Source organism: Streptomyces sp. NPDC048297 (genome assembly GCF_043201585.1).
Taxonomy (GTDB): Bacteria; Actinomycetota; Actinomycetes; order Streptomycetales; family Streptomycetaceae; genus Streptomyces.
This window is the reverse complement of the sequence record NZ_JBICZA010000024.1, coordinates 77,227-97,885: the sequence shown is the minus strand read 5'-3', so window position 1 is coordinate 97,885 and position 20,659 is coordinate 77,227. Positions and strand designations below refer to the sequence as shown.

General features: G+C 69.3%; 18 protein-coding genes. 10 read left to right on the top strand and 8 right to left on the bottom strand.

Translation table 11 applies throughout. The annotated features are described in order from the left end of the window. The first annotated feature begins 129 nt into the window (after window positions 1-129). From ACGFYV_RS25005 to ACGFYV_RS24990, 4 genes are all read left to right on the top strand, one after another. Window positions 130-1,533 carry a sensor histidine kinase gene (locus tag ACGFYV_RS25005; protein WP_393880672.1) on the top strand — a complete coding sequence of 468 codons (1,404 nt, stop codon included), beginning with the start codon at window positions 130-132 and terminating at the stop codon, window positions 1,531-1,533. Continuing rightward, complete coding sequence (locus tag ACGFYV_RS25000; RefSeq protein ID WP_393880671.1) at window positions 1,530-2,195, top strand: response regulator; 666 nt, start codon at window positions 1,530-1,532, stop codon at window positions 2,193-2,195. Before ACGFYV_RS25005 ends, ACGFYV_RS25000 begins: the two co-directional genes overlap by 4 nt. A gap of 116 nt (window positions 2,196-2,311) precedes the next feature. Further along, entirely contained in the window at window positions 2,312-3,532 is a 1,221-nt protein-coding gene (locus ACGFYV_RS24995) for a cytochrome P450 (RefSeq protein ID WP_393880670.1), read from the top strand. A gap of 87 nt (window positions 3,533-3,619) precedes the next feature. Next, the gene (locus ACGFYV_RS24990; protein ID WP_393880669.1) at window positions 3,620-4,216 is read left to right on the top strand and encodes a Uma2 family endonuclease; all 597 of its coding nucleotides are present in this window, start codon (window positions 3,620-3,622) and stop codon (window positions 4,214-4,216) included. A 3-nt stretch (window positions 4,217-4,219) separates the two neighbouring features. Here the strand turns inward: ACGFYV_RS24990 and ACGFYV_RS24985 are convergent, their stop codons facing one another. After that, entirely contained in the window at window positions 4,220-5,860 is a 1,641-nt protein-coding gene (locus ACGFYV_RS24985) for an ABC transporter permease (protein ID WP_393880668.1), read from the bottom strand. Next, window positions 5,857-6,828, bottom strand: coding sequence for an ATP-binding cassette domain-containing protein (locus ACGFYV_RS24980; RefSeq protein WP_393880667.1), 972 nt, complete (start codon window positions 6,826-6,828; stop codon window positions 5,857-5,859). The genes ACGFYV_RS24985 and ACGFYV_RS24980 overlap by 4 nt, the downstream gene beginning before the upstream one ends. A 74-nt stretch (window positions 6,829-6,902) precedes the next feature. Between ACGFYV_RS24980 and ACGFYV_RS24975 the strand changes: the two genes are divergently transcribed. Then, window positions 6,903-7,400 (top strand): GbsR/MarR family transcriptional regulator, encoded by a 498-nt coding sequence (locus ACGFYV_RS24975; RefSeq protein WP_393880666.1) that lies wholly within the window; start codon window positions 6,903-6,905, stop codon window positions 7,398-7,400. An 805-nt stretch (window positions 7,401-8,205) separates the two neighbouring features. Here ACGFYV_RS24975 and ACGFYV_RS24970 read toward each other — a convergent pair. Beyond that, complete coding sequence (locus ACGFYV_RS24970; RefSeq protein ID WP_393880665.1) at window positions 8,206-8,619, bottom strand: ATP-binding protein; 414 nt, start codon at window positions 8,617-8,619, stop codon at window positions 8,206-8,208. Window positions 8,620-8,834: 215 nt separating this feature from the next. Between ACGFYV_RS24970 and ACGFYV_RS24965 the strand changes: the two genes are divergently transcribed. After that, entirely contained in the window at window positions 8,835-9,704 is an 870-nt protein-coding gene (locus ACGFYV_RS24965) for a helix-turn-helix domain-containing protein (RefSeq protein ID WP_393880664.1), read from the top strand. Window positions 9,705-9,710: 6 nt separating this feature from the next. Beyond that, on the top strand, window positions 9,711-9,938 hold the full coding sequence (locus ACGFYV_RS24960; RefSeq protein WP_393880663.1) for a DUF397 domain-containing protein: 228 nt from the start codon (window positions 9,711-9,713) through the stop codon (window positions 9,936-9,938). 201 nt (window positions 9,939-10,139) lie between these two features. Here the strand turns inward: ACGFYV_RS24960 and ACGFYV_RS24955 are convergent, their stop codons facing one another. Beyond that, the gene (locus ACGFYV_RS24955; protein WP_393880662.1) at window positions 10,140-12,431 is read right to left on the bottom strand and encodes a WXG100 family type VII secretion target; all 2,292 of its coding nucleotides are present in this window, start codon (window positions 12,429-12,431) and stop codon (window positions 10,140-10,142) included. Between the two features lie 679 nt (window positions 12,432-13,110). On the opposite strand from ACGFYV_RS24955, the gene ACGFYV_RS24950 reads away from it, so the two are divergent. Continuing rightward, window positions 13,111-13,242, top strand: coding sequence for a hypothetical protein (locus tag ACGFYV_RS24950; RefSeq protein WP_393880661.1), 132 nt, complete (start codon window positions 13,111-13,113; stop codon window positions 13,240-13,242). Here the strand turns inward: ACGFYV_RS24950 and ACGFYV_RS24945 are convergent. Then, on the bottom strand, window positions 13,234-14,082 hold the full coding sequence (locus ACGFYV_RS24945; protein WP_393880660.1) for a diacylglycerol kinase: 849 nt from the start codon (window positions 14,080-14,082) through the stop codon (window positions 13,234-13,236). The genes ACGFYV_RS24950 and ACGFYV_RS24945 overlap by 9 nt on opposite strands. 195 nt (window positions 14,083-14,277) lie before the next feature. Between ACGFYV_RS24945 and ACGFYV_RS24940 the strand changes: the two genes are divergently transcribed. Both ACGFYV_RS24940 and ACGFYV_RS24935 read left to right on the top strand, forming a co-directional pair. Next, a complete protein-coding gene (locus ACGFYV_RS24940; protein WP_393880659.1) occupies window positions 14,278-15,561 on the top strand; it encodes an adenylosuccinate synthase in 1,284 nt (427 codons plus the stop codon). A 184-nt stretch (window positions 15,562-15,745) separates the two neighbouring features. Next, the gene (locus ACGFYV_RS24935; protein WP_393880658.1) at window positions 15,746-17,587 is read left to right on the top strand and encodes a bifunctional metallophosphatase/5'-nucleotidase; all 1,842 of its coding nucleotides are present in this window, start codon (window positions 15,746-15,748) and stop codon (window positions 17,585-17,587) included. Between the two features lie 83 nt (window positions 17,588-17,670). Here the strand turns inward: ACGFYV_RS24935 and ACGFYV_RS24930 are convergent, their stop codons facing one another. The 3 genes from ACGFYV_RS24930 to ACGFYV_RS24920 form a co-directional block, all read right to left on the bottom strand. Further along, window positions 17,671-18,321: a hypothetical protein gene (locus tag ACGFYV_RS24930; protein ID WP_393880657.1), complete on the bottom strand. Its 651-nt coding sequence runs from the start codon at window positions 18,319-18,321 to the stop codon at window positions 17,671-17,673. A 74-nt stretch (window positions 18,322-18,395) separates the two neighbouring features. Next, window positions 18,396-19,088 (bottom strand): GntR family transcriptional regulator, encoded by a 693-nt coding sequence (locus ACGFYV_RS24925; protein ID WP_393880656.1) that lies wholly within the window; start codon window positions 19,086-19,088, stop codon window positions 18,396-18,398. 102 nt (window positions 19,089-19,190) lie between these two features. Next, entirely contained in the window at window positions 19,191-20,546 is a 1,356-nt protein-coding gene (locus ACGFYV_RS24920) for an aspartate aminotransferase family protein (RefSeq protein WP_393880655.1), read from the bottom strand. Between the last annotated feature and the right edge of the window lie 113 nt (window positions 20,547-20,659).

Here is a 20,659-nt window from a genome sequence, read left to right as displayed (position 1 = left end):
CGCCCGGTTCCCACCGGTGCCGGCCTGTTGCCTCCCCCTGATCACCGGCCGTAGTACTTGAGACGGACCCCGAAGGACCCGTCTCGCAGGGGACGACCGGGGGCCCGGTCCCGGCCTACCTTCGGGAGTGTGACCGAGGAGACGACCCACACGCAGAGCGCCTACGAGGCGTACAAGGCGCGCAGCCCCGAGTTCCGGGCGGCGGAACAGGCGCTGCGCGGGCTGCGGCAGGACCTGTTCCGTGACGCCTTCGCCTACCGCCCGCTGCCCCGCATGCGGGCCGACGGCCCCCTCACCGGACGGCTGAGCGGCCGACGGCGGGAATGGGCGACCCGGATCCCGCAGGCGGCGGTGGTCGCGGGCGCGGCCGTGACGCTGCTCGTCTGCCTGGCGAGCGCCGACAGCGACACCCGGGGCCTGGTGTACGGCCTCCTCGCGGTGGTGCCGGTGCTGCTGACGCTGGTGCGTCCGGTCGGCGCGTTCTGGCTGTCGCTCGCCGGGACCACGGTGGTCGACCTGCTGGCGGCGCCCTGGGACTCCTGGCCGTGGATGCCGGGAAGCTTCGTCTCGCATCTGCTGGTGCTCACCGTGGTCGCGCTTCGCACCCGTCCGCGTACGGCGGCGTGGATGTGGGTGGTGACGGCGGTGTACGGGTTCCTGGCCGAGGGGCTCTTCGGGTTCCACTACGACACGAACACCGCCCCCATGCTCGTCGTCTCCGCCCTGGTCCTGTCCGCCGTGACCGTCCGGCAGGTCCGCCGTGACGCCCGGCAGGAGGTGACCGCCCAGCAGACGGTGACCGCGCACGAACGCTCGCGGCGCACCCTGCTGGAGGAGCGCACCACCATCGCCCGTGAGCTGCACGACGTGGTCGCCCATCACATGTCGGTGGTCGCCATCCAGGCGGAGGCCGCGCCCTACCGGGTGGAGAACCCGCCGCCGGAGCTGGAGAAGGCCTTCGCCACGATCCGGGAGAACGCGGTGGCCGCGCTCACCGAGCTGCGCCGGGTGCTGGGTGTCGTACGGGCCGAGGACTACGAGGCCCCGGACGCCCCGCAGCCCACGCTCGCCGACCTGGACGGGCTGCTCGGCAACGTGCGGGAGGCCGGGCTGGTGGTCGAGAAGGCGGTGACGGGCGCGGTGCGGGAGCTGCCGCAGGGCGTGGAGCTGTCGGCGTACCGGATCGTCCAGGAGGCGCTGAGCAACGCGCTGCGGCACGCGCCGGGGGCGAGCGCGCGGGTGGAGATCGGGTATGTGCTGGGCGGGCTGGGCCTGCGCGTCGTCAACGGCCCGCCGCCCGCGCCGGCCCTGATCAAGCCGTCGCCGGGCGCCGGGCACGGGATAACCGGGATGCGGGAGCGGGTCTCCATGCTGAACGGCGAGATGACGGCGGGCCGGGTGGACGGCGGTGCGTACGGGGGCGGGTACGAGGTGGCGGTGTTCCTGCCCGTCGCCCTGGTGCGCGGGAGCGGCGAGGGCAGCGGGAACGGCCAGGGCAGCGGGAACGGCGAGGGCGGCGGGGGCGGGGCATGACGATCCGGGTACTGATCGCGGACGACCAGATGATGGTGCGCGAGGGCTTCTCGGTGCTGCTGAACGCGATGCCGGACATCGAGGTCGTCGGGGAGGCGGTCAACGGCAGGGAAGCGGTCGACCGGGTGCGTGAACTGTCGCCCGACGTGGTCCTGATGGACATCCGCATGCCCGAGCTGAACGGCATCGAGGCGACGCGGGAGATCGTGGCGGCGGACGGTGCGGCCAAGGTGCTGGTGCTGACGACGTTCGATCTCGACGAGTACGTGTACCAGGCGCTGCGGGCGGGCGCGTCGGGGTTCCTGCTGAAGGACGCGTCGGCGCGGCAACTGGCGGACGGCGTAAGGGTGGTGGCCTCCGGCGAGGCCCTGCTCGCCCCCACGGTGACGAGGCGCCTGATCACCGAGTTCTCGAAGCTGGCGGCCACGCCCAGGCTGATGCCGTCCGCCCACGCGGCCTACGGCGACCTCACGGAACGCGAGACGGAGGTCCTGATCCTCATCGCCCAGGGCCTGTCCAACGCGGAGATCGCGGAGCGGCTGGTGGTCGCGGAGTCGACGATCAAGACGCACGTGAGCAGGGTCCTGGTGAAACTGGGCCTGCGCGACCGGACCCAGGCGGCGGTGTTCGCGTACGAGGCCCGGCTGGTGACACCGGCGTGAGCGGGGGCCGGCGACCGGCCACGGTCAGCCACGGTCAGCCACGATCGGCCATGACCGTCCACGATCATCCCTCGGACGGTGTACCGGATTTCCGGCGGAGCGCTTAGCGTCGGTGCATGGCACCTGCTGCGGACCTCGCCTTCGACCCGTGGGACCCGGCGTTCCTCGCCGACCCGTATCCGGCCTACGCCGAGCTGCGGGCGCGCGGCCGGGTGCTGCGGTACGAGCCGACCGACCAGTGGCTGGTCCCGCACCACGCGGACGTCTCGGCGCTGCTGCGGGACCGGCGGCTCGGGCGGACCTACCAGCACCGGTTCTCGCACGAGGAGTTCGGGCGCGGTGCGCCGCCCGCCGGGCACGAACCCTTCCACACGCTCAACGACCACGGCATGCTCGACCTGGAACCCCCGGACCACACCCGGATCCGGCGACTCGTGTCGAAGGCGTTCACGCCCCGGACCGTGGAGCGGCTGAAGCCGTATGTCGTGGGGCTCGCCGGAGAGTTGGTGGCGGGCCTGGTGGACGCCGGCGGGGGCGACCTGCTGGCCGACATCGCCGAGCCGCTGCCCGTCGCCGTGATCGCCGAGATGCTCGGGATCCCGGAGGCGGACCGGGGGCTGCTGCGGCCCTGGTCGGCGGACATCTGCGGGATGTACGAGCTGAACCCGGGCGAGGAGACGGCGGCGCGGGCCGTACGGGCGTCGGTCGAGTTCTCGGCGTATCTGCGGGAGTTGATCGCCGAGCGGCGCGAGGAGCCCGGTGAGGACCTGATCTCGGGGCTCATCGCCGCGCACGACGGAGGCGACCGGCTCAGCGAGCAGGAGATGATCTCCACCGCCGTGCTGCTGCTCAACGCCGGGCACGAGGCCACGGTGAACGCCACGGTCAACGGCTGGTGGGCGTTGTTCCGCCACCCCGGGCAGCTGGCCGCGCTGCGCGCCGACCACTCCCTGGTCCCGACGGCAGTCGAGGAGCTGATGCGCTACGACACCCCGCTCCAGCTCTTCGAGCGGTGGGTGCTGGACGACATCGAGATCGACGGGACGACGATCCCGCGCGGCTCGGAGGTCGCCCTGCTGTTCGGCTCCGCCAACCACGATCCCGAGGTGTTCGCGGACCCGGGCCGGCTGGATCTCACGCGGGTGGACAACCCGCACATCTCCTTCAGCGCCGGCATCCACTACTGCATCGGCGCCCCCCTCGCCCGTATCGAACTGGCCGCCTCCATGACCGCCCTGCTGGAACGGGCCCCGACCCTGACCCTGGCGGCGGACCCGGAACGCAGGCCGAACTTCGTGATCAGGGGGTTGAAGGGGCTGAGCGTGGACATGAGGTGATCACCTGTTCGGCTGATCATTGGATGACGTGGGGTGATGTGTGCCCGCGGTTCGCCACGCTGGTGTCCGCCTGCGAAGGGAGGCACCATGACGGTTACGGCAGAGCGCACGTCGTCTCAGTTGTCAGTGGACGTGTTCGAGCGGATCGCCGAGTTCGCCGCCCGTGAGGACGAGACCGTCAGGTTCGAGTTCATCGACGGACGGATCGAGGTCAAGAAGGTGACGAACGGCAGTCACGGCGAGATCGCCATGTGGTTGGTCTTCCAGTGCAAGCACGCTCGGCCCGATCTCACCCTCAACACCACGGGGCAGGGGCTGAAGGTCGAGACGTACCGGAACGGGCGAGCGCGGCCGGATGCTGTGCTCGCCCCGGTGGGGCACTTCAGTGGGCAGGGCGACTGGGCCGAACCCGACGGCGTGCTGATGGTCGTCGAGATCGCGTCGTACGACTCGGACGCCCATCGGCGCGACCGGATCCAGAAGCCCCTGGCGTACGGCGAGGCGGGAATCCCGGTCTACCTCCTGATCGACCGCGACCGGTCGAGGGTCGTCGTGCACAGCGAACCGGGCGCGCGGGTCGGGTACCACCACACGTACGTCGCGGAACTCGGTGAGAAGGTGACCCTTCCCGCGCCCGTCGGCTTCGAACTCGACACCGAGGACCTCAAGGGGTACATGGACTGATCGTCACGAGACCATGTCCCGCCTGCGCAGCCCCGCGAGTCCCGCCGCGACCAGTGCCGCCGCAAGCGCCGTGAGGATCAGGACCGGGGGCCACGACATCTCGCCGCCCGGCATCTTCGGCAGGTGGCCGAAGGGGGAGAGGTCCAGGATCGCCTGGGGGAGGTTCAGGACCGGGCCGATCCAGCCGATCAGGAGGATCGCGCCGGCGACACCCCAGGCCGCCATCGCCGCCCGGGGGAGCAGGCCGTAGAGCGCGACCGCCACCGCGCCGACCACCCAGATCGCGGGTACCTGGAGCAGACACGCGCCCAGGATCGGTCCGGCCTCCTTGCCGTAGCCCACCGCGAAGCCGAGGCCCGTCAGCAGCATCAGCGCGACCGTGCCGCCGAAGGCGATCACCAGGTGGCCCGCCGCCCAGCGCAGGCGCCCCACCGCGGCGGCCAGGAGCGGTTCCGCCCGGGACGACGTCTCCTCGCCGTTCAGGCGGAGGGTGGAGGACACGATGTACAGGGCCGCGATCAGGCCCATCAGGCTCACCATCGACGCCAGGAACGCGTCCGTGAGGCCCGCGTGGCCGCCCAGCCGCTGGAACATCTCCTTGGCCTGCTCGTTGCCGCCGACCAGGTCCGCCGCGCCGTCCGTCAGGCCGCCGTAGACCACCCCGGCGAGGAAGAAGCCGATCGACCAGCCGAGGACGCCGCCGCGCTGCAGGCGCCAGGCCAGGGCGCCGGCGGACGCCAGCCTGCCGGTGGCCGGGCCCGGCCGGGTGGGCAGGAAGCTCATGCCGATGTCGCGGCGGCCGGCCAGCGTGTAGGCGGCGGCTGCCTGTACGGCCACCGCCGCGACGAACAGGAGCAGAACCCACCAGCGGTTTCCCGCGAAGGAGCGGGTGTTCTCCAGCCAGCCGAGCGGGGACAGCCAGGTGAGGACGGAGGAGCCGTCGGTCGTGGCCGAGTCGCCCGCCGCCCGCAGGACGAAGGCCGCTCCGAGGACCGCCGCCGTCAGGCCCCGGGCCAGGCGCGCGCTCTGCGTGAGCTGGGCGACGATCGCCGCCATCGTGGCGAAGACCATGCCCGTCCCGAAGAGGGCGAGGGCGAAGCACAGCGCTCCCGCGGCGCCCTGGTCCGACAGGCCCGCCGTGACCAGCAGGGCGAGGGCCGCGTTCGCCACGGCCGCCGCCAGCAGGCTCGCCGTCAGCGGGGCGCGGCGGCCCACCATGCCGGACGACACCAGCTCCTGGCGACCGCTCTCCTCCTCGTCGCGGGTGTGCCGTACGACGACCAGCAGGCTCGTCACGGCCGCCAGCGCACCCGCGTAGACCCCTACGCGCCAGGCCGTCAGCGCGCCCAGCGACGTGTCGAAGACGGGCCCCACCAGGGCGCGCAGCGAGGCGTTGGTGGCCATCTGGTGGGCCAGGTCGGTTCGTTGGGCGGTGGTGCCGTAGAGGGTCTTCAGCGAGTTCGGCATCGACAGGACCATCAGCGTGTTCACCGCCACCCAGACCGGGATCAGCACCCGGTCCCGGCGCAGGGCGAAACGCAGCAGGGTGCCCGTGGCGGCCAGCGGGCGGGTGCCGGCGGAGGGCGGGGCGGAGACCGGAGCGGCCGGGGTGGTCGTGGGGGTCGTGGGGGTCGTGGCGGTCATCGCGCAGCCGCCTCGTCCGCCCCGGCCTCCGCCTCGGCTGCGTCAGCCGCCCAGGCCCCCTCGGCCGCCCCGTCCGCCCCGCTCGCGCCATCCTGATAGTGCCGCAGGAACAGCTCCTCCAGCGTGGGAGGCGTCGACGTGAGGGACCGTACGCCCGACTCGCTCAACTGCCGCAGGACGGCGTCGAGTTTGTCGGTGTCCACTTGGAGGCGGACACGACGGCCCTGGACGTCGAGGTCGTGGACGCCGGGCAGGTGGGCCAACCCGTTGGGCGGGCCCGCCAGTTCGGCCTTGACGCTGGTGCGGGTGAGGTGGCGCAGGTCGGCCAGGGAGCCGCTCTCGACCGTGCGGCCGGCCCGGATGATGCTCACCCGGTCGCACAACTCCTCGACCTCGCTGAGGATGTGGGAGGAGAGCAGGACGGTACGGCCCCGGTCCCGCTCCTCCTCGACGCAACGCTGGAAGACCTCCTCCATCAGCGGGTCCAGGCCCGAGGTCGGCTCGTCCAGGATCAGCAGGTCCACGTCGGAGGCGAAGGCGGCGACCAGGGCGACCTTCTGCCGGTTGCCCTTGGAGTAGGTGCGGCCCTTCTTGGTGGGGTCCAGCTCGAAGCGGTCGATCAGCTCCGTACGGCGACGGGCGTCGAGGCCTCCGCGCAGACGGCCGTAGAGGTCGATGACCTCGCCGCCGGAGAGGTTGCGCCACAGGGTGACGTCGCCGGGGACGTAGGCGATCCGGCGGTGCACCTCCACGGCGTCCGCCCACGGGTCGCGGCCCAGTACCTGCGTGGCGCCCGAGTCGGCGCGCAGCAGGCCGAGCAGGACCCTGATGGTGGTCGACTTGCCGGCGCCGTTGGGACCGAGGAAGCCGTGCACCTCGCCGGCCTCGACGTCCAGGTCGAGTCCGTCCAGTGCGTGCGTACGGCCGAAGGACTTGTGGAGTCCGGCGACCGTGATTGCCTTCGTCATGCTTCGGAACGTACGCTACTTTCAGAAAATTGTGAAGTTAAGGAAGCGTGAAAACCGTCGATAGGATGAGCGGCATGACGGAAACAGCCGGGACGGGGCGGGACACGGAGGCCGTGTCGAGGTTCGTCGAGTCCTTCGCGGCGCAGCTCGTCGAGGCCGGGATGCAGCGTATGCCCGCCCGGATCTTCGCCGCGCTCCTCTCCTCCGACGAGGGCGCGCTGACCTCCGCCGAACTGGGCGAACAGCTCCAGGTCAGCCCCGCCGCCGTCTCCGGCGCGGTCCGCTACCTCGCCCAGCAGCACATGGTGGCCCGCGAGCGCGAGCCCGGCTCACGGCGCGAGCGCTACCGCGTGCACAGCAACCAGTGGTACGAGGCCCTCACCAACCGCGAGGCCGTGATCAAGCGCTGGGAGGGCGCACTGCGCGAGGGCGTCACCAGCCTGGGCCCCCAGACCCCCGCGGGCCGCCGCATGGCCGAGACACTCGCCTTCTTCGAGTTCGTGGACGACGAGATCGCCGCGATGATGGAACGCTGGCGAGTGCATCGCGACAGGACCTTCGGGCGGGGGTGACCCGGTCGCCGCGCATGAATCACCTTTCCGCCGCATGCGGCGGCAGTCTCCGACCGCCGCGCCGGCATCCCGGTCCGCATGTGCCGACGCCGCTCACGTTCCGCTTTCTTCAGCCGGGGGCCTTCGCGTGGCGAGAACGTCGGCGTAGAGCGCCCTGCCTGTGGCGCAGCCCTTCGACGGGACGGGCGCGTTGACGCAGGAGTCGCAGTTCGGGCCCGTGAGGGGTGCGGAGTGTTCCATCCACTTGCCCCATGCCTGAAGGAACTCCGTTCTGACGACGGGAATCGCCGCCTGCGGGTCGCTCACGTGTGTCACCTCTCCCGGTCGCCGTGCGGGACGTACGGCCGGACCACAGCGCCCGCGTCCTCGAAGAAGGCGTCATGCCGCGCGGCTCGACGCCGGTGTTCCGACTGGTGCCACCCGAGAGGAGGACCCCAAAGGTGCGGGTCATCGGTGGGGGGTGGCACGGGGCGGAGCCCGGGAGTTCCTCCCCGGGCGCGTTGCAGGCGTCGCCACCGGGCGTCGCGAGCGCTGGGAGGCCGCCAGCCCCGCCACACGTACGGGTCGGGCACCGCGGGCGCCTGGGCGAGATCCGTGGGCGGCGCGCCACGTGGACGCCCGTAGCTGCCCTCGCCGCGGAGGGTGCGTACGTAGCCGAGCGCGAGCCCGGCCAGGGCGCACGCGGCGGCGGACCCGGGGAGTGCCCAGCCGATAAGGTCTGTCATGGTCTGCGATCTCCCTTGCATCGGTTGCGGACTGCCGCCACGCGCCCTTCGCGGAGCATCGGCGCGTCGTGTCGCGTGCCTCACCCGGAACATGCGGGCACCTTCACCCTGAGTTCCGCCCAGACGGTTTTACCTGTGGTTTCTACGCACCATCCCCAGTCGCAGGAGAGCGAGTCGACGAGGAATAGACCACGGCCGTGCACGTCACCCTGTGCGGCATTCTTTTTGGCGGGAGCTTCGGTCTCGTAATCCCGTACAGCGATGTGCAGTACGTCTCCGAAGAGTTCGAGTGCGAGCCAGAAGTGTGAACGGGTGCAGGCGTGTGTCACCGCGTTCGTGGCCAATTCACTCGTCACGAGGATGGCGTTTTCCGTATCCTCTCCGGCAGCGTCTGTGATGCCCCATTCCCGTAAGAACTCCCGTACCAGGGTGCGGGCTTGGGCGACGGAGGCCGGTTGGGTGGGATACTGACGCCGCGTGGTTGGTTCGGGCATTGCTACATCCCCCAGGGGGTGGGCAGCGCTACGGAAGGCGCCCGGCCGGTTACGGCTGGGTGCGGTTGCAAGCTTGCGCCTTCGTCGCGCTGAGATGCAACCCTGCAACGACGTGTTACTCCGAATGAGGGTTGGTCAGCTGCCCGTGTCAACTGGGGTGTTGGCATGAAAGTGCAGCTCGGAGAGGGTGGGTGTGACGGATGGTCAATAGGCGCATGGTTGAGCCGACGGCACGCCAAGTGCGGCTGGGCCATGTCCTCAAAGGCCTCCGGGTCGACGGTGGGTACGGCAGTCAAGGAGACGTTGCCGCCTCGCTCGGCTGGTCGGAGTCCAAGCTGAGTCGCATCGAGTCGGGGCGCCTGGGTATCACGGACAACGACCTGACCGCCTTGCTCGCCCGGTACGACATCACGGACCGTGGTCTGAGGGCCTACATCGTCCAACTGAAAGCGCGCGGCAATGAGCGCGGCTGGGAAACCGCCGTGCGAAACGCGGTGTCGTCTGTGTATGCGGATTACATCGGATACGAGGGCGATGCGTCGGACGCCTACAACTGCGAAACCGTCCTCATCCCAGGCCTGCTGCAGACGCATGATTACGCGGCAGCGGTAATCGACCAGCACTTGCCGGACATTACGGAGGGAGAGCGCGAGGAACGGCTGGACATCCGGGCCAAGCGTCAAGAGGTGTTCGGGCGTCCGAACCCGCTCGTTTTCTGGGGCGCGGTATCCGAATCTGTGTTCCGTCATGTTATTGGCTCGCCAGAAATTATGGCGGCGCAGCTTGATCACATGTTGAAGATGTGTCAGGCGTATCCGCGCGTCATCAACATCCAAATTCTGCCGGAGTCGGCTGCAAGTCATGCAGCTCTATTCGGGCCGTTCGTGGTCCTGTCCTTCCCGGAGCGCTGGGAGCCTGACATCGTCTACTTGGAGGGGTTGACGGCGAACAGGTTCCTTGAGGAAAACGGCGAGGTGCAGGACTACTCGCGGCTGTTCAAGCGGCTCATGATGCAGGAATCCTTGAGGGAGCCTGAATCGCTTGAGCTGATCCGGAAATATAAGGACACCTATAGCAAGGGGTAGGCACTCATGTCTGAGCACGTCGTCACGGACGCTTCGATGCTGGACGTCACGTGGCAGAAAGCGGAGGCGTCCGGAGGGAACGGTAACTGCGTCGAGTTCGCTGCCGTGGACGGCATGGTCGCCGTCCGGCACAGCAAGGCGCCCACCGGGCCGGCGCTCCTGTTCAGCAAGTCGGAGATCGCGGCCATGCTCGACGGCGCCCGGCAGGGGGAGTTCGATCACCTGGCCGAGTAGCCACAGCCGGTACGGCTCACAGCCGCAGGGGCGCCCCTGGCCGGTTCCCTCCGGTGGGGGCGCCCTTCGGACAGAGGTGAGAGGCTTCCTGGCTGGTTGCTTGAGACGTGAGACATCTCGATCAACCGCCAGGGAGCCTCGTTCGTTCTGCCTTCACCGCGATCGACCGGCTGTCACCCGGTCGGGGCGATCTGAAAAGGCTCACTGAGTGTTCTGGGGAGCAATCTCCGTTGGAGTGGTCTGCCCGGATATGCCGTTCACGATGCCCTCCCTGCCAGTCAGGTACATCGCGTAGTAGGACCAGGAGATGGGCGACGAGGCGATCCATCGCAGAAGCGCAGGTGATCCTGAGGGTTCGTTCCGGTGGCCGAGCGGTTCGCCCCATCGGTGGAACGCTGTCTGCCTTGTGCCCGCAAGGGTGCCGATGAGGACTTGGAGGCCGAACTGCTGCGCCGTCACCGGCTGATCGGAATTCCGGATATGGTTCACTGCGACATTTGTCTGCAAGTTTCCGATTACGGTCTTGACGCCTTCGGTCACTCCCGCATCAATCGATTGGGCCCAAGTCTTCGGCGTGAATCCCTTATGTGTTGCGGGCAGCTCTGTGGAGTCAGGAACCCTGAACTCTCGTGAGGCCCTGCTGCTCGAGCGTGGCGCCAGCACCTCGCCCATACGAGCTGCGTCCGCCGCCACATCAGGAAGTGCGTCGGTGAAGGCCGGATCATGAAGGGGAACGGGGGACTCAGGTGCGTGCGGAAGGGACGTGGTGGCGCGCTCCGGGGAGCCCACGTGGGGGTGGGCTTCGGTGGTGGCCGATACCTTCGGGTTCTCGGGGTGGAGGAGTTCCGGAGTGTCTTTCGGTTGGGTGACCGGGGTTGCGTGTGTTTCGGGTGCGGGATCCTGGGCCGTCGTGTGGGGGTGGGTTTCGGTGGTGACCGATTCCTTGGGGTTTTCGGGGTGGAGGGGTTCCGGGGTGTCTTTCGGTTGGGTGACCGGGGTTGCGTGTGTTTCGGGTGCGGGATCCTGGGCCGTCGTGTGGGGGTGGGTTTCGGTGGTGACCGATACCTTCGGGTTCTCGGGATGGAGGAGTTCCGAGGAGCCGCTCGGGCGGCTGGGCCCGGTGATCTCGGGCCCCCGGTAGGACTGCGACGATGGTGCCTCATCCTCACCGGGCCGGACTATGCGGACCGATGCCTCGGATTCGCCATCGCCAGAGGCGTGGAGCTGCTGCGCTCGGCTGGAGGCAGAGGAGGAACGAGCGCCTCGCGCTGCTCCTGCGTCAGCAGCCCCGCGCACACTCGTGCTGTCGCTGAGGGCGGCGACGGGCTCAAGCGGCTCAGTCCAGGCCGCTACGGGATGCTCGACTGCGGCCGGCTGCGCCTCCAGGCGTACATCGTGAGGACTTGTTGCCGAGTGACTACCGGTTGCCCGTGCGTCGGTCGCCAGATGTGAGTCCGTCGAACCTGAATCGCCTCCCACCGGCCGTGTCGACGCCTGTTCCGTCTCCTGGGCAGAAGGAGCCTCGCTCCTGACATCGCCGCGGCCGGCGTCGTGAAGTTCCGTCTCCTGGACAGAAGGAGCCTCGCTCCTGACATCGCCGCGGCCGGCGTCGAGAAGTTCCGTCTCCTGGGCAGGAGGAGCCTCGCTCCTGACATTGCCGCGGCCGGCGTCGTGAAAAAGATCAACAGGATCTGTGGAGGGGACACCACGAGCCTCGGCAACCACGGAACCCTCCGAATCTGCCGCGCCCCGCCCTGATCGAACTATGGATCTGAATGCTGATTCGACCAAACTGTTGGCTATGTCGAAGCCGAAGAACAGTGCAGTCTGCCATGCGTCTTCGGCCCATGCGACAGGTCGACCGCTCAGCGCCGGCGCTGTCGCTTCGGCCAGGTAGAATTCGGTATAGACCAATGCGTATTCGGGGATTTCGGAGAGGACCTTCTCGGTCCCGCTGCCGATCATCGTGCCGATCTTCTCGCCCACCCTGCCTGCAGTGCTGCCGACTTCCTTTGCCCATTCCGCGAAGTCCGCGAGCAAGGCTCGGTATCGTTCCATGATCTGGACGATCCGCTCGATCAGAGGTGCGACGCGAGCCCAGAGAAGGTTTGTGATTCCGGCGAAAATCCAGCTCAGGAGGAGTCCGACCGCCAGGATCTCGAGTATCTCAAGGGCGATTCCGATGACTTCCTTGACGATTTCCCAGCTGTGATCCGCATGCTCGTCCACCCGGTCCGCCGTCGACTGCAGGTTGCCGGCCGTTTCCTCGGCTAATTTGGCATGTTCTTGCCATGCAGCCGAGAAGGCTTCATGGTCCGCACCCGACCAGGAGGAGGAGCTCACTTCCGTGGCGAGCTGCGCGTGCACGGCTCTGACATGGGCGGCCTGTTCCCGGAGCTCATCGGCGTGGTCGCGGAGCCCGTTCGGATCTCCAATTTCCCGAAGGACATTGGTGAGCCATTCGGCGATGGCCCCGTTGATGTCCACGCTCACGTTCGGCCTCGAGCGGAAAAGCTACGGGCCGCGCCGGTGTTGGATTCCTCCACCGCTGTGTACAGTTCGGATGCGGCGGAGCGAAAGAATTTCGCAAGCCTGTCCGCGTTCTCCATCTGCACGCTGAAATCATGACTCATGGCGGAACCTCCTCCTAAGTGAAAAAGCGTCTGACAGCAGGGGTGGACGGCCGCTACCTGCTCAGAGAGATTCCAGGAGCCGGACTTCGTTCAGGGTTTATCGACGCCTCGTCCACCTGAACCTGAGTTCCGCCGTACTCGACGGACAGCTTCGCGGAAGAAGCCGACTGTATGGCGGCTACGGTCGCCAATGCGACGGTGGCCCCGATGATGGACGTCCGCTGGGTGAGTTTCCCGTACCGCACGGATTTTCCTCCAGAACCCGCAGGTGCCGCTCTTCCTGATAGGCGCAGATCAGACAGGGTGAACTTCTGGAGGATCGTGGATCGTGCCCACTCATGGCGTCAACGGCTCGCCGTCATCTGAAAGAAATCAGGCACCAAGGCTGCCCTTCGAGCCTGGCCGGTCGCATAGCGGTGCCCGCACGTCTCGGAACGACCAAAGGTATGGGGAGTGGGCCGAGCCGCCGGTCGCCGGACCCGCACCGGTGGCGACGTTGACGTCGGCGCCGGCTATGCATGCGGGAGGAGCAGGTCACGGTGTTCGGGAATCCCTCGGCCAAGGGATACGAGTCGCGCGAGACGAAGCCGTTCGGGGAGAAGCTGACCATCCCCGCCCCGTTCGGCTGTCCCCTCGTCACCGCCGGTTTCCAGGCTCCCGGCTCACGCTGACGGCAGTACCAGACCCCACGCCCCCTCCACCCCGCGCCACGTCCGCCTTCGTACCGGGCCTGAGACCGCCGCGTCGGCGCGGTAGCGGAAGTCGCCGCCCGCCACGGTCACCGCGTGCCCGGAGACGCTGAACGCGGGCTCCTGGGTGTCCAGCGGCAGTGGGCGGACCTCCACCCGGGCGAGGCCGCCGGAACCCGGTGTCACCGACACCGCCTCCACGGGCCGGTCCAGGTCCACGACCGTCTCGCCGTCGACCTCCACCCGCAGCCGGGACGGGCCCGGCGCCGGTATGCCGCCGGGGCGGGCGGGGCGGGGGCCCAGGGTGCGGACCAGGGAGCGGTACGTCGAGCGCAGCCACGGCCGTCCGGGCGGCGCCGGAACCGGTTCGCGGGCGCCCGGACGCCGCGGCGCCGGCGGGATGCCCAGGGCGCCGAGGACGACGCCGTCGCTGTCGTCGACCAGCAGGTCGAGGCGCCGCTCCACCCCCTCCAGCACGGCCCGCGCGGACGCCACCGCCCCGGCGGGCACACCGAGGGACCGGGCGAGGCCCGCCTCCCCGACCGGCACCACCGACAGCGCGCATCCGGCCAGCTCGCGGTGCCGGTGCAGCAGGGTCACGGCGCGGACCAGCGCCCGGTCGTCGCCGACCACGACCGGGCGCCGGGACCCCCGCCTGCCGAGGACCCGGGCGAATTCCTCCGGCCCCTCCGGCAGGCACACCTTGGCCGCCGCACCCGCGCTGAGCACGTCTTTCGCGATGCGTACGGACTCCCCGTCCGCCTCCCGTGCCCCCGGATCGATGATCACCAGCAGCTGGTCGGACGTCGCGAAAGTCGCCACCTCGGTCCTGCCTCACTTCCTCGGGTAGCATCTTTGTGCAAGAGCCCCTTGCGCTATTGCGCCAGGGGCTTCGTCTATTCCGGGGCATCCGGTCCGACGGTTTGCGGCCAACGGTGGTCGCTGTGGCACGCGGCGGTGAACCTTACGCCCACGCCCCGACCTTGGACATGCCCCGCCCGGAAGGGGTGTACGCGCGTGCCCGCACTTGTGCTGCTCGGTGCTCAGTGGGGTGACGAAGGCAAGGGAAAGGCGACGGACCTGCTCGGTGGCTCCGTCGACTATGTGGTGCGATACCAGGGCGGCAACAACGCCGGCCACACGGTCGTCGTCGGCGACCAGAAGTACGCACTGCATCTGCTCCCTTCCGGAATCCTCTCGCCCACATGTGTTCCGGTCATCGGCAACGGAGTCGTCGTCGACCCGTCGGTCCTGCTCTCCGAGCTGAGCGGTCTGAACGAGCGTGGCGTCGACACGTCCAAGCTCCTGATCAGCGGTAACGCGCACGTCATCACGCCGTACAACGTGACGGTCGACAAGGTGACGGAACGCTTCCTCGGCAAGCGGAAGATCGGTACGACCGGGCGCGGCATCGGCCCGACCTACGCCGACAAGATCAACCGCGTCGGCATCCGGGTCCAGGACCTGTACGACGAGTCGATCCTCCAGCAGAAGGTCGAGGCGGCCCTCGACGTCAAGAACCAGCTGCTCACCAAGCTCTACAACCGGCGCGCCATCGCCACCGACCAGGTGGTCGAGGAGCTGCTCGGCTACGCGGAGCAGATCAGGCCGTACGTCGCCGACACGGTGCTGATCCTGAACCAGGCCCTGGAGGACGACAAGGTCGTCCTGTTCGAGGGTGGCCAGGGCACTCTGCTGGACATCGACCACGGCACGTACCCCTTCGTCACCTCCTCGAACCCGACCGCGGGCGGCGCCTGCACCGGCGCCGGCGTGGGCCCGACGAAGATCAGCCGGGTCATCGGCATCCTCAAGGCCTACACGACCCGTGTCGGCTCCGGTCCCTTCCCGACCGAGCTGTTCGACGAGGACGGCGAGGCGCTGCGCCGCATCGGCGGCGAGCGGGGCGTGACCACCGGCCGTGACCGCCGCTGCGGCTGGTTCGACGCCGTGATCGCCCGCTACGCGACCCGCGTGAACGGCCTGACGGACTTCTTCCTCACCAAGCTCGACGTCCTCACCGGCTGGGAGCAGATCCCGGTCTGCGTGGCGTACGAGATCGACGGCAAGCGCGTCGAGGAGCTGCCGTACTCGCAGACCGACTTCCACCACGCGAAGCCGGTGTACGAGAACCTGCCCGGCTGGTCCGAGGACATCACCAAGGCGAAGTCCTTCTCCGACCTGCCGAAGAACGCCCAGAACTACGTCAAGGCGCTGGAGGAGATGTCCGGCGCCCCGATCTCCGCGATCGGCGTGGGTCCGGGCCGGGACGAGACGATCGAGATCAACTCGTTCCTGTAGTCCCGTTGTTCGGGAACCCTTCACGGGCCGGTCATGGACATGAAGTTCCTTGACCGGCCCTTGGGTTGTTCGTGGTTCTCAGGGGAGGGGCCGAAGACAAGCATCTACGCGGGTAGTTGCCGTGTCCGGCCCTCGTCGCCGTCGCGGCCCCTGTCGCCTCGTCGCCTCGCCCCTGGAGCCCTGAATGCCTCTCAGCCCCATGAACCGCCGGGAGTTCGTGAAGAAGTCGGCCGTCACCGGGGCGGCCGTCGCCGCCGCGGGGACCGCGGCGGCGCAGGCGCCCGCGCAGGCGGCCGAGCGGGAGAGCGGGCGGGGGAGCGAACACCGCCCCCGCACCTGGTCGTTCTCCATCCTCGGCACCACCGACCTGCACGGCCACGTCTTCGACTGGGACTACTACAAGGACGCCGCCTACACCGACAGCGCCGGCAACTCCTGCGGCGTCGCCCGGGTCGCCACGCTCGTCGAGCGGCAGCGCGCGGCCAAGGGCGAGGACCGCGTCCTGCTCGTCGACGCCGGCGACATCATCCAGGGCACCTCCCTGGCCTACTACTTCGCCCGCGTCGACCCGATCACCGGCACCGACGGCACGGCCGGCCCCCGGCACCCGATGGCCGTCGCCATGAACCACATGCGCTACGACGCCGCCGCCCTCGGCAACCACGAGTTCAACTACGGCATCGACGTCCTGCGTAAGTTCGAGAGCCAGTGCCGCTTCCCGCTCCTCGGCGCCAACGCGCTCGACGCGAAGACGCTGCGGCCCGCCTTCACGCCGTACACCGTGAAGCGGATCCGGGTGCCCGGCGCGCCCGACATCAAGGTCGGCATCCTCGGCCTCACCAACCCCGGCATCGCCCTGTGGGACAAGGACAACGTCGGCGGGAAGATGGTGTTCCCCGGGCTGGTGGAGCAGGCGAGGAAGTACGTGCCCCGGCTGCGCGCCCTCGGCTGCGACGTCGTCTTCCTCACCGACCACTCCGGGCTCGACGGCTCCTCGTCCTGGGGCGACTCCCTGCCCTACGTCGAGAACGCCTCCAACCTGGTCGCCGAGCAGGTCCCCGGCATCGACGCGATCCTCGTCGGCCACACCCACGTCGAGGTGCCGTCGTACACCGTGAAGAACGCCGAGACCGGCGAGGAGGTGCTGCTCTCCGAGCCGTACTGCTGGGGCTACCGCCTCAGCGTCTTCGACTTCGCACTCGAACTCCACCACGGCCGCTGGAAGGTGACGGGCAAGACGGCCCAGACCCTCAACGCCAACACGGTGGACGAGGACCCGGAGATCAAAAGGCTCCTGGAGGCCGACCACGAACTGGTGGTCACGTACGTCAACACGGCGGTCGGCACCTGCACACAGGACCTCTCGGCGGCGGAGTCCTGCTGGAAGGACGTGCCGATCATGGACTTCATCCACAAGGTGCAGACGGAGACCGTGAGGTCGGGCCTGTCGACGGCCGACGCGGCGCTCCCGCTGATCTCCGTCGCCGCGCCCTTCAGCCGCACCGCCGACATCCCGCGGGGCGACGTCACCATCAAGGACGTCGCCGGCCTCTACATCTACGACAACACCCTCTACGGCAAGAAGCTGACCGGCGCCCAGCTCAAGGACTACCTGGAGTTCGCGGCGAAGTACTATCACCAGGTCCCGTCCGGCACGAAGGTCGACACCGCGACCCTCACCAACGCCAACAAGTTCTGGGACTACATGTACGACACGGCGGCGGGCGTCGACTACGAGATCGACATCGCGCGGCCCGAGGGGTCGAGGATCAGGAACCTCAGCTACGGCGGCGCCCCGGTCTCCGACAGCCAGGTCTTCGTGGTGGCCGTCAACAACTACCGGGCGAACGGCGGTTCGGGCTACCCGCACATCGCGACCGCCGACATCGCGTACAGCTCCACCGACGAGATCCGCCAGCTGATGATCGACTACGTGACGGCCAAGAAGGCCCTGGACCCGGCCGACTTCGCGGTCACCAACTGGAAGCTGACGCAGGACGGCACACCGGTGTTCCCGGACGCCTGAGCCGGGAGGGGTGCCGGTCCCCGGCACCGTCCGTCCGTCCGTCCAGCCGGTCCGGCCCGGACCGGCTGGACGGACGAGCGGGGTCAGCTGAAGACGATCATCGAGCCCTGGGCCAGGCTCCGGGTCGCCGCCGCGTGCAGGCCCAGCCACACGTGCCGTTCGCGGGCGAAGGGGCTCGGGTCGTACGGCGCCGCGACGGCCGGCTCCTCCAGCTCCGTGGGGGCCGCCGGCGGGGCCGGGGCGGCGGGCGGGTTGGCCGGGTCGATGCCGATGGCCGGGGCGATGTGCTCCAGCTCCCGAAGAAGCGCGTGCGAGGAGCCCAACGGGCCGCCGCCTTCGAGGAGTTCGTCGGACGACAGCGGGTGCGGGAAGTCGACGGGGACGTAGGCGCCCGCGTGGTCGTAGTGCCAGACCAGGTGGGACTGCTGTGCGGTGGACTCGAACATCTCCAGCAACTGCTCGTAGTCGCCGCCGAGTTCGTCCACCGGGGTCACCGGCAGCCCGCAGACCTGGAGGAGATAGGCGCGGCGCAGGAAGTGCAGCGCGTCGTAGTCGAATCCGGCCACCGGGGCGACCTCGCCGGACAGACCCGGCATGTACTGGTACACCGGCACCGGCGGGAGACCGGCCGCGGCCAGCGCGTTGTTGTAGTGCGCGAGTTCCTCGGCGAAGGGGTTGTCCGGGGTGTGGCACAACACGTCGACGAGCGGTACCAGCCACAGGTCACAGGCCAAAGAGAGCTCCTCGCATCATCGGCACGCACGCGTACACGCACACAAGCAGGTGGTCTGGGAAGGGTAACGGTCCCTTACCCGTTGGTCAGGCGTTCCACCAGCTCCAGGGAGTGCGCGTTGGCGGCGGCGACGATCGCGCGGGCCGCCGCGGGATCGCGCCGGGACAGCGCGTCGACCAGCTCCGTGTGCCCGGCCCACAGCCGGCCGCGCACATCGGGCACCCGGCGCAGGTGCTGCACCGCGCACACCCAGGACTGCACGCGCAGCCGGTGCAGGAAGTCGGCGAGGTAGGGGTTGCCGAACAGGCCGCTCAACTCGCGCCAGAAGCGCAGGTCGTAGCCGATGAGCACGCCGAAGTCACCGGCCGCCGCGGCGCGCTGGGCCTCCTCGCCGCGCCGGCGCACCGCGGCCAGCGCCGCCGCCGTACGGGGGCCGGGGGACTCGGCGAAGGCGGGGTGGCCGGCGGTGAGGCTCTGGAACATGCCGTCGGTGACCATGCTCCGGGCCTCGATCATGCTCCGGTAGTCGGCCACCGAGTACTCGGGGACGCGGAAGCCGCGGTGCTGGTCGGCCTCCAGGATGCCCTGCGCGGACAGGTCGACGAGCGCCTCGCGCACCGGGGTCGCCGAGACGCCGTACTGTTCGGCGATCTCCTTGACCGTGAACGCCCCGCCCGGCAGCAGCCGCCCCGCGAGGACCTCGTCGCGCAGCGCGTCCGCGATCTGCCGGCGCAGGGTGTTCCGCGTCACGGTGCCGTTGCCGGGCATGTCCGGGACTCTCCTCACGCGAAAGGGTGACGTACTCGCACTGAGTTCTTACGAGCACGTCACCTTACGCGTCGGGTCGGCCCGGCGGCAGTTGCCCGCCGGTCACACCGTGTGTTCGTCAGCCACGCTCAAGGCCGCGTCCAGGGCCGCGAGACCCTCCTTCAGCTCGGCCTCCGTCACGTTGCACGGCGGCACCACATGGGTGCGGTTCATGTTCACGAAGGGCCACACGCCGTGCTTCTTGGCGGCGGCCGTGAACGCGGCCATCGGGGCGTTGGCCTCACCGGCCGCGTTGTACGGCACCAGCGGCTCGCGGGTCTCCCGGTTCCTCACCAGGTCCAGCGCCCAGAACATGCCGGTGCCGCGCACCTCGCCGACGCTCGGGTGCCGCTCGGCCAGCTCGGTGAGAGCGGGGCCCACGACGCTCTCGCCGAGCCGCTTGGCGTTCTCGACGACGCCTTCCTCCGCCATCACGTTGATCGTGGCGACGGCCGCGGCGCAGGCCAGGGGGTGCCCGGAGTAAGTCAGACCGCCCGGGTAGGGCCGCTTGCCGAAGGTCTCCGCGATCTTCTGTGAAATGGCCACGCCGCCGAGGGGCACGTAACCGGAGTTCACACCCTTGGCGAAGGTCATCAGGTCCGGGACGACGCCGAAGAGGTCGGCCGCGAACCACTCACCGGTGCGCCCGAAACCGGCCATGACCTCGTCCAGCACGAAGACGATCCCGTGCCGGTCGCACAGCTCCCGCACCCCGGCGAGATAACCGGGCGGCGGCATCATGATCCCGGCGGTGCCCGGAACGGTCTCCAGGATGATCGCGGCGATCGTGCCGGGCCCCTCGAAGGCGATCGTCGTCTCCAGGTGCTCCAGCGCCCGCGCGCACTCCTGCTCCTCGGTCTCCGCGTAGAAACGGGAGCGGTAGAGGTAGGGCGCCCAGAAGTGGACGACACCGGCGCTCGCGCTGTCGGAGGCCCAGCGGCGCGGGTCACCGGTGATGTTCACGGCCTGCTGCGTACCGCCGTGGTACGAGCGGTAGGCCGCGAGCACCTTCGGGCGGCCCGTGTGCAGCCGGGCCATGCGCACCGCGTGCTCGACGGCGTCGGCGCCGCCGTTGGTGAAGAAGATCTTGTCCAGGTCGCCGGGGGTGCGCTCGGCGATCAGCCGGGCGGCCTCCGAGCGGGCCTCGATCGCGAAGGCGGGCGCGAAGGTGGTCAGCTTCGCGGCCTGCTCCTGGATCGCGGCGACGACCTTCGGGTGCTGGTAGCCGATGTTGGTGTAGACGAGCCCGCTGGTGAAGTCCAGGTACCGCTTGCCGTCGTAGTCCCAGAAATAGGACCCCTCGGCGCCGGCGACGGCGAGCGGGTCGATGAGGTCCTGGGCGGACCAGGAGTGGAACACGTGGGCGCGGTCCGCGGCCTTCACTGCGGCGCCGGCTTCCGGATTGGGCTGAGGGGTCATGCGGGCGAGCGTAAATGTCCGGCATGCGGACGCGACATCGGCGTCCTGTTCCGTGGGCGGGCCGTTTTTGCGACAGGTTGTCGACAGGCTGCCGACGACGCCCTCGTGCGGCC

Bases quoted from the DNA above. Each gene is read 5' to 3' on its own strand.
- ACGFYV_RS25000 (WP_393880671.1), top strand. From the start codon at position 1,530: ATGACGATCCGGGTACTGATCGCGGACGACCAGATGATGGTGCGCGAG.
- ACGFYV_RS24980 (WP_393880667.1), bottom strand. From the start codon at position 6,828: ATGACGAAGGCAATCACGGTCGCCGGACTCCACAAGTCCTTCGGCCGT.
- ACGFYV_RS24995 (WP_393880670.1), top strand. From the start codon at position 2,312: ATGGCACCTGCTGCGGACCTCGCCTTCGACCCGTGGGACCCGGCGTTC.
- ACGFYV_RS24935 (WP_393880658.1), top strand. From the start codon at position 15,746: ATGCCTCTCAGCCCCATGAACCGCCGGGAGTTCGTGAAGAAGTCGGCC.
- ACGFYV_RS24925 (WP_393880656.1), bottom strand. From the start codon at position 19,088: ATGCCCGGCAACGGCACCGTGACGCGGAACACCCTGCGCCGGCAGATC.
- ACGFYV_RS24960 (WP_393880663.1), top strand. From the start codon at position 9,711: ATGTCTGAGCACGTCGTCACGGACGCTTCGATGCTGGACGTCACGTGG.
- ACGFYV_RS24990 (WP_393880669.1), top strand. From the start codon at position 3,620: ATGACGGTTACGGCAGAGCGCACGTCGTCTCAGTTGTCAGTGGACGTG.
- ACGFYV_RS24920 (WP_393880655.1), bottom strand. From the start codon at position 20,546: ATGACCCCTCAGCCCAATCCGGAAGCCGGCGCCGCAGTGAAGGCCGCG.
- ACGFYV_RS24970 (WP_393880665.1), bottom strand. From the start codon at position 8,619: ATGCCCGAACCAACCACGCGGCGTCAGTATCCCACCCAACCGGCCTCC.
- ACGFYV_RS24975 (WP_393880666.1), top strand. From the start codon at position 6,903: ATGACGGAAACAGCCGGGACGGGGCGGGACACGGAGGCCGTGTCGAGG.
- ACGFYV_RS24985 (WP_393880668.1), bottom strand. From the start codon at position 5,860: ATGACCGCCACGACCCCCACGACCCCCACGACCACCCCGGCCGCTCCG.
- ACGFYV_RS24965 (WP_393880664.1), top strand. From the start codon at position 8,835: ATGGTTGAGCCGACGGCACGCCAAGTGCGGCTGGGCCATGTCCTCAAA.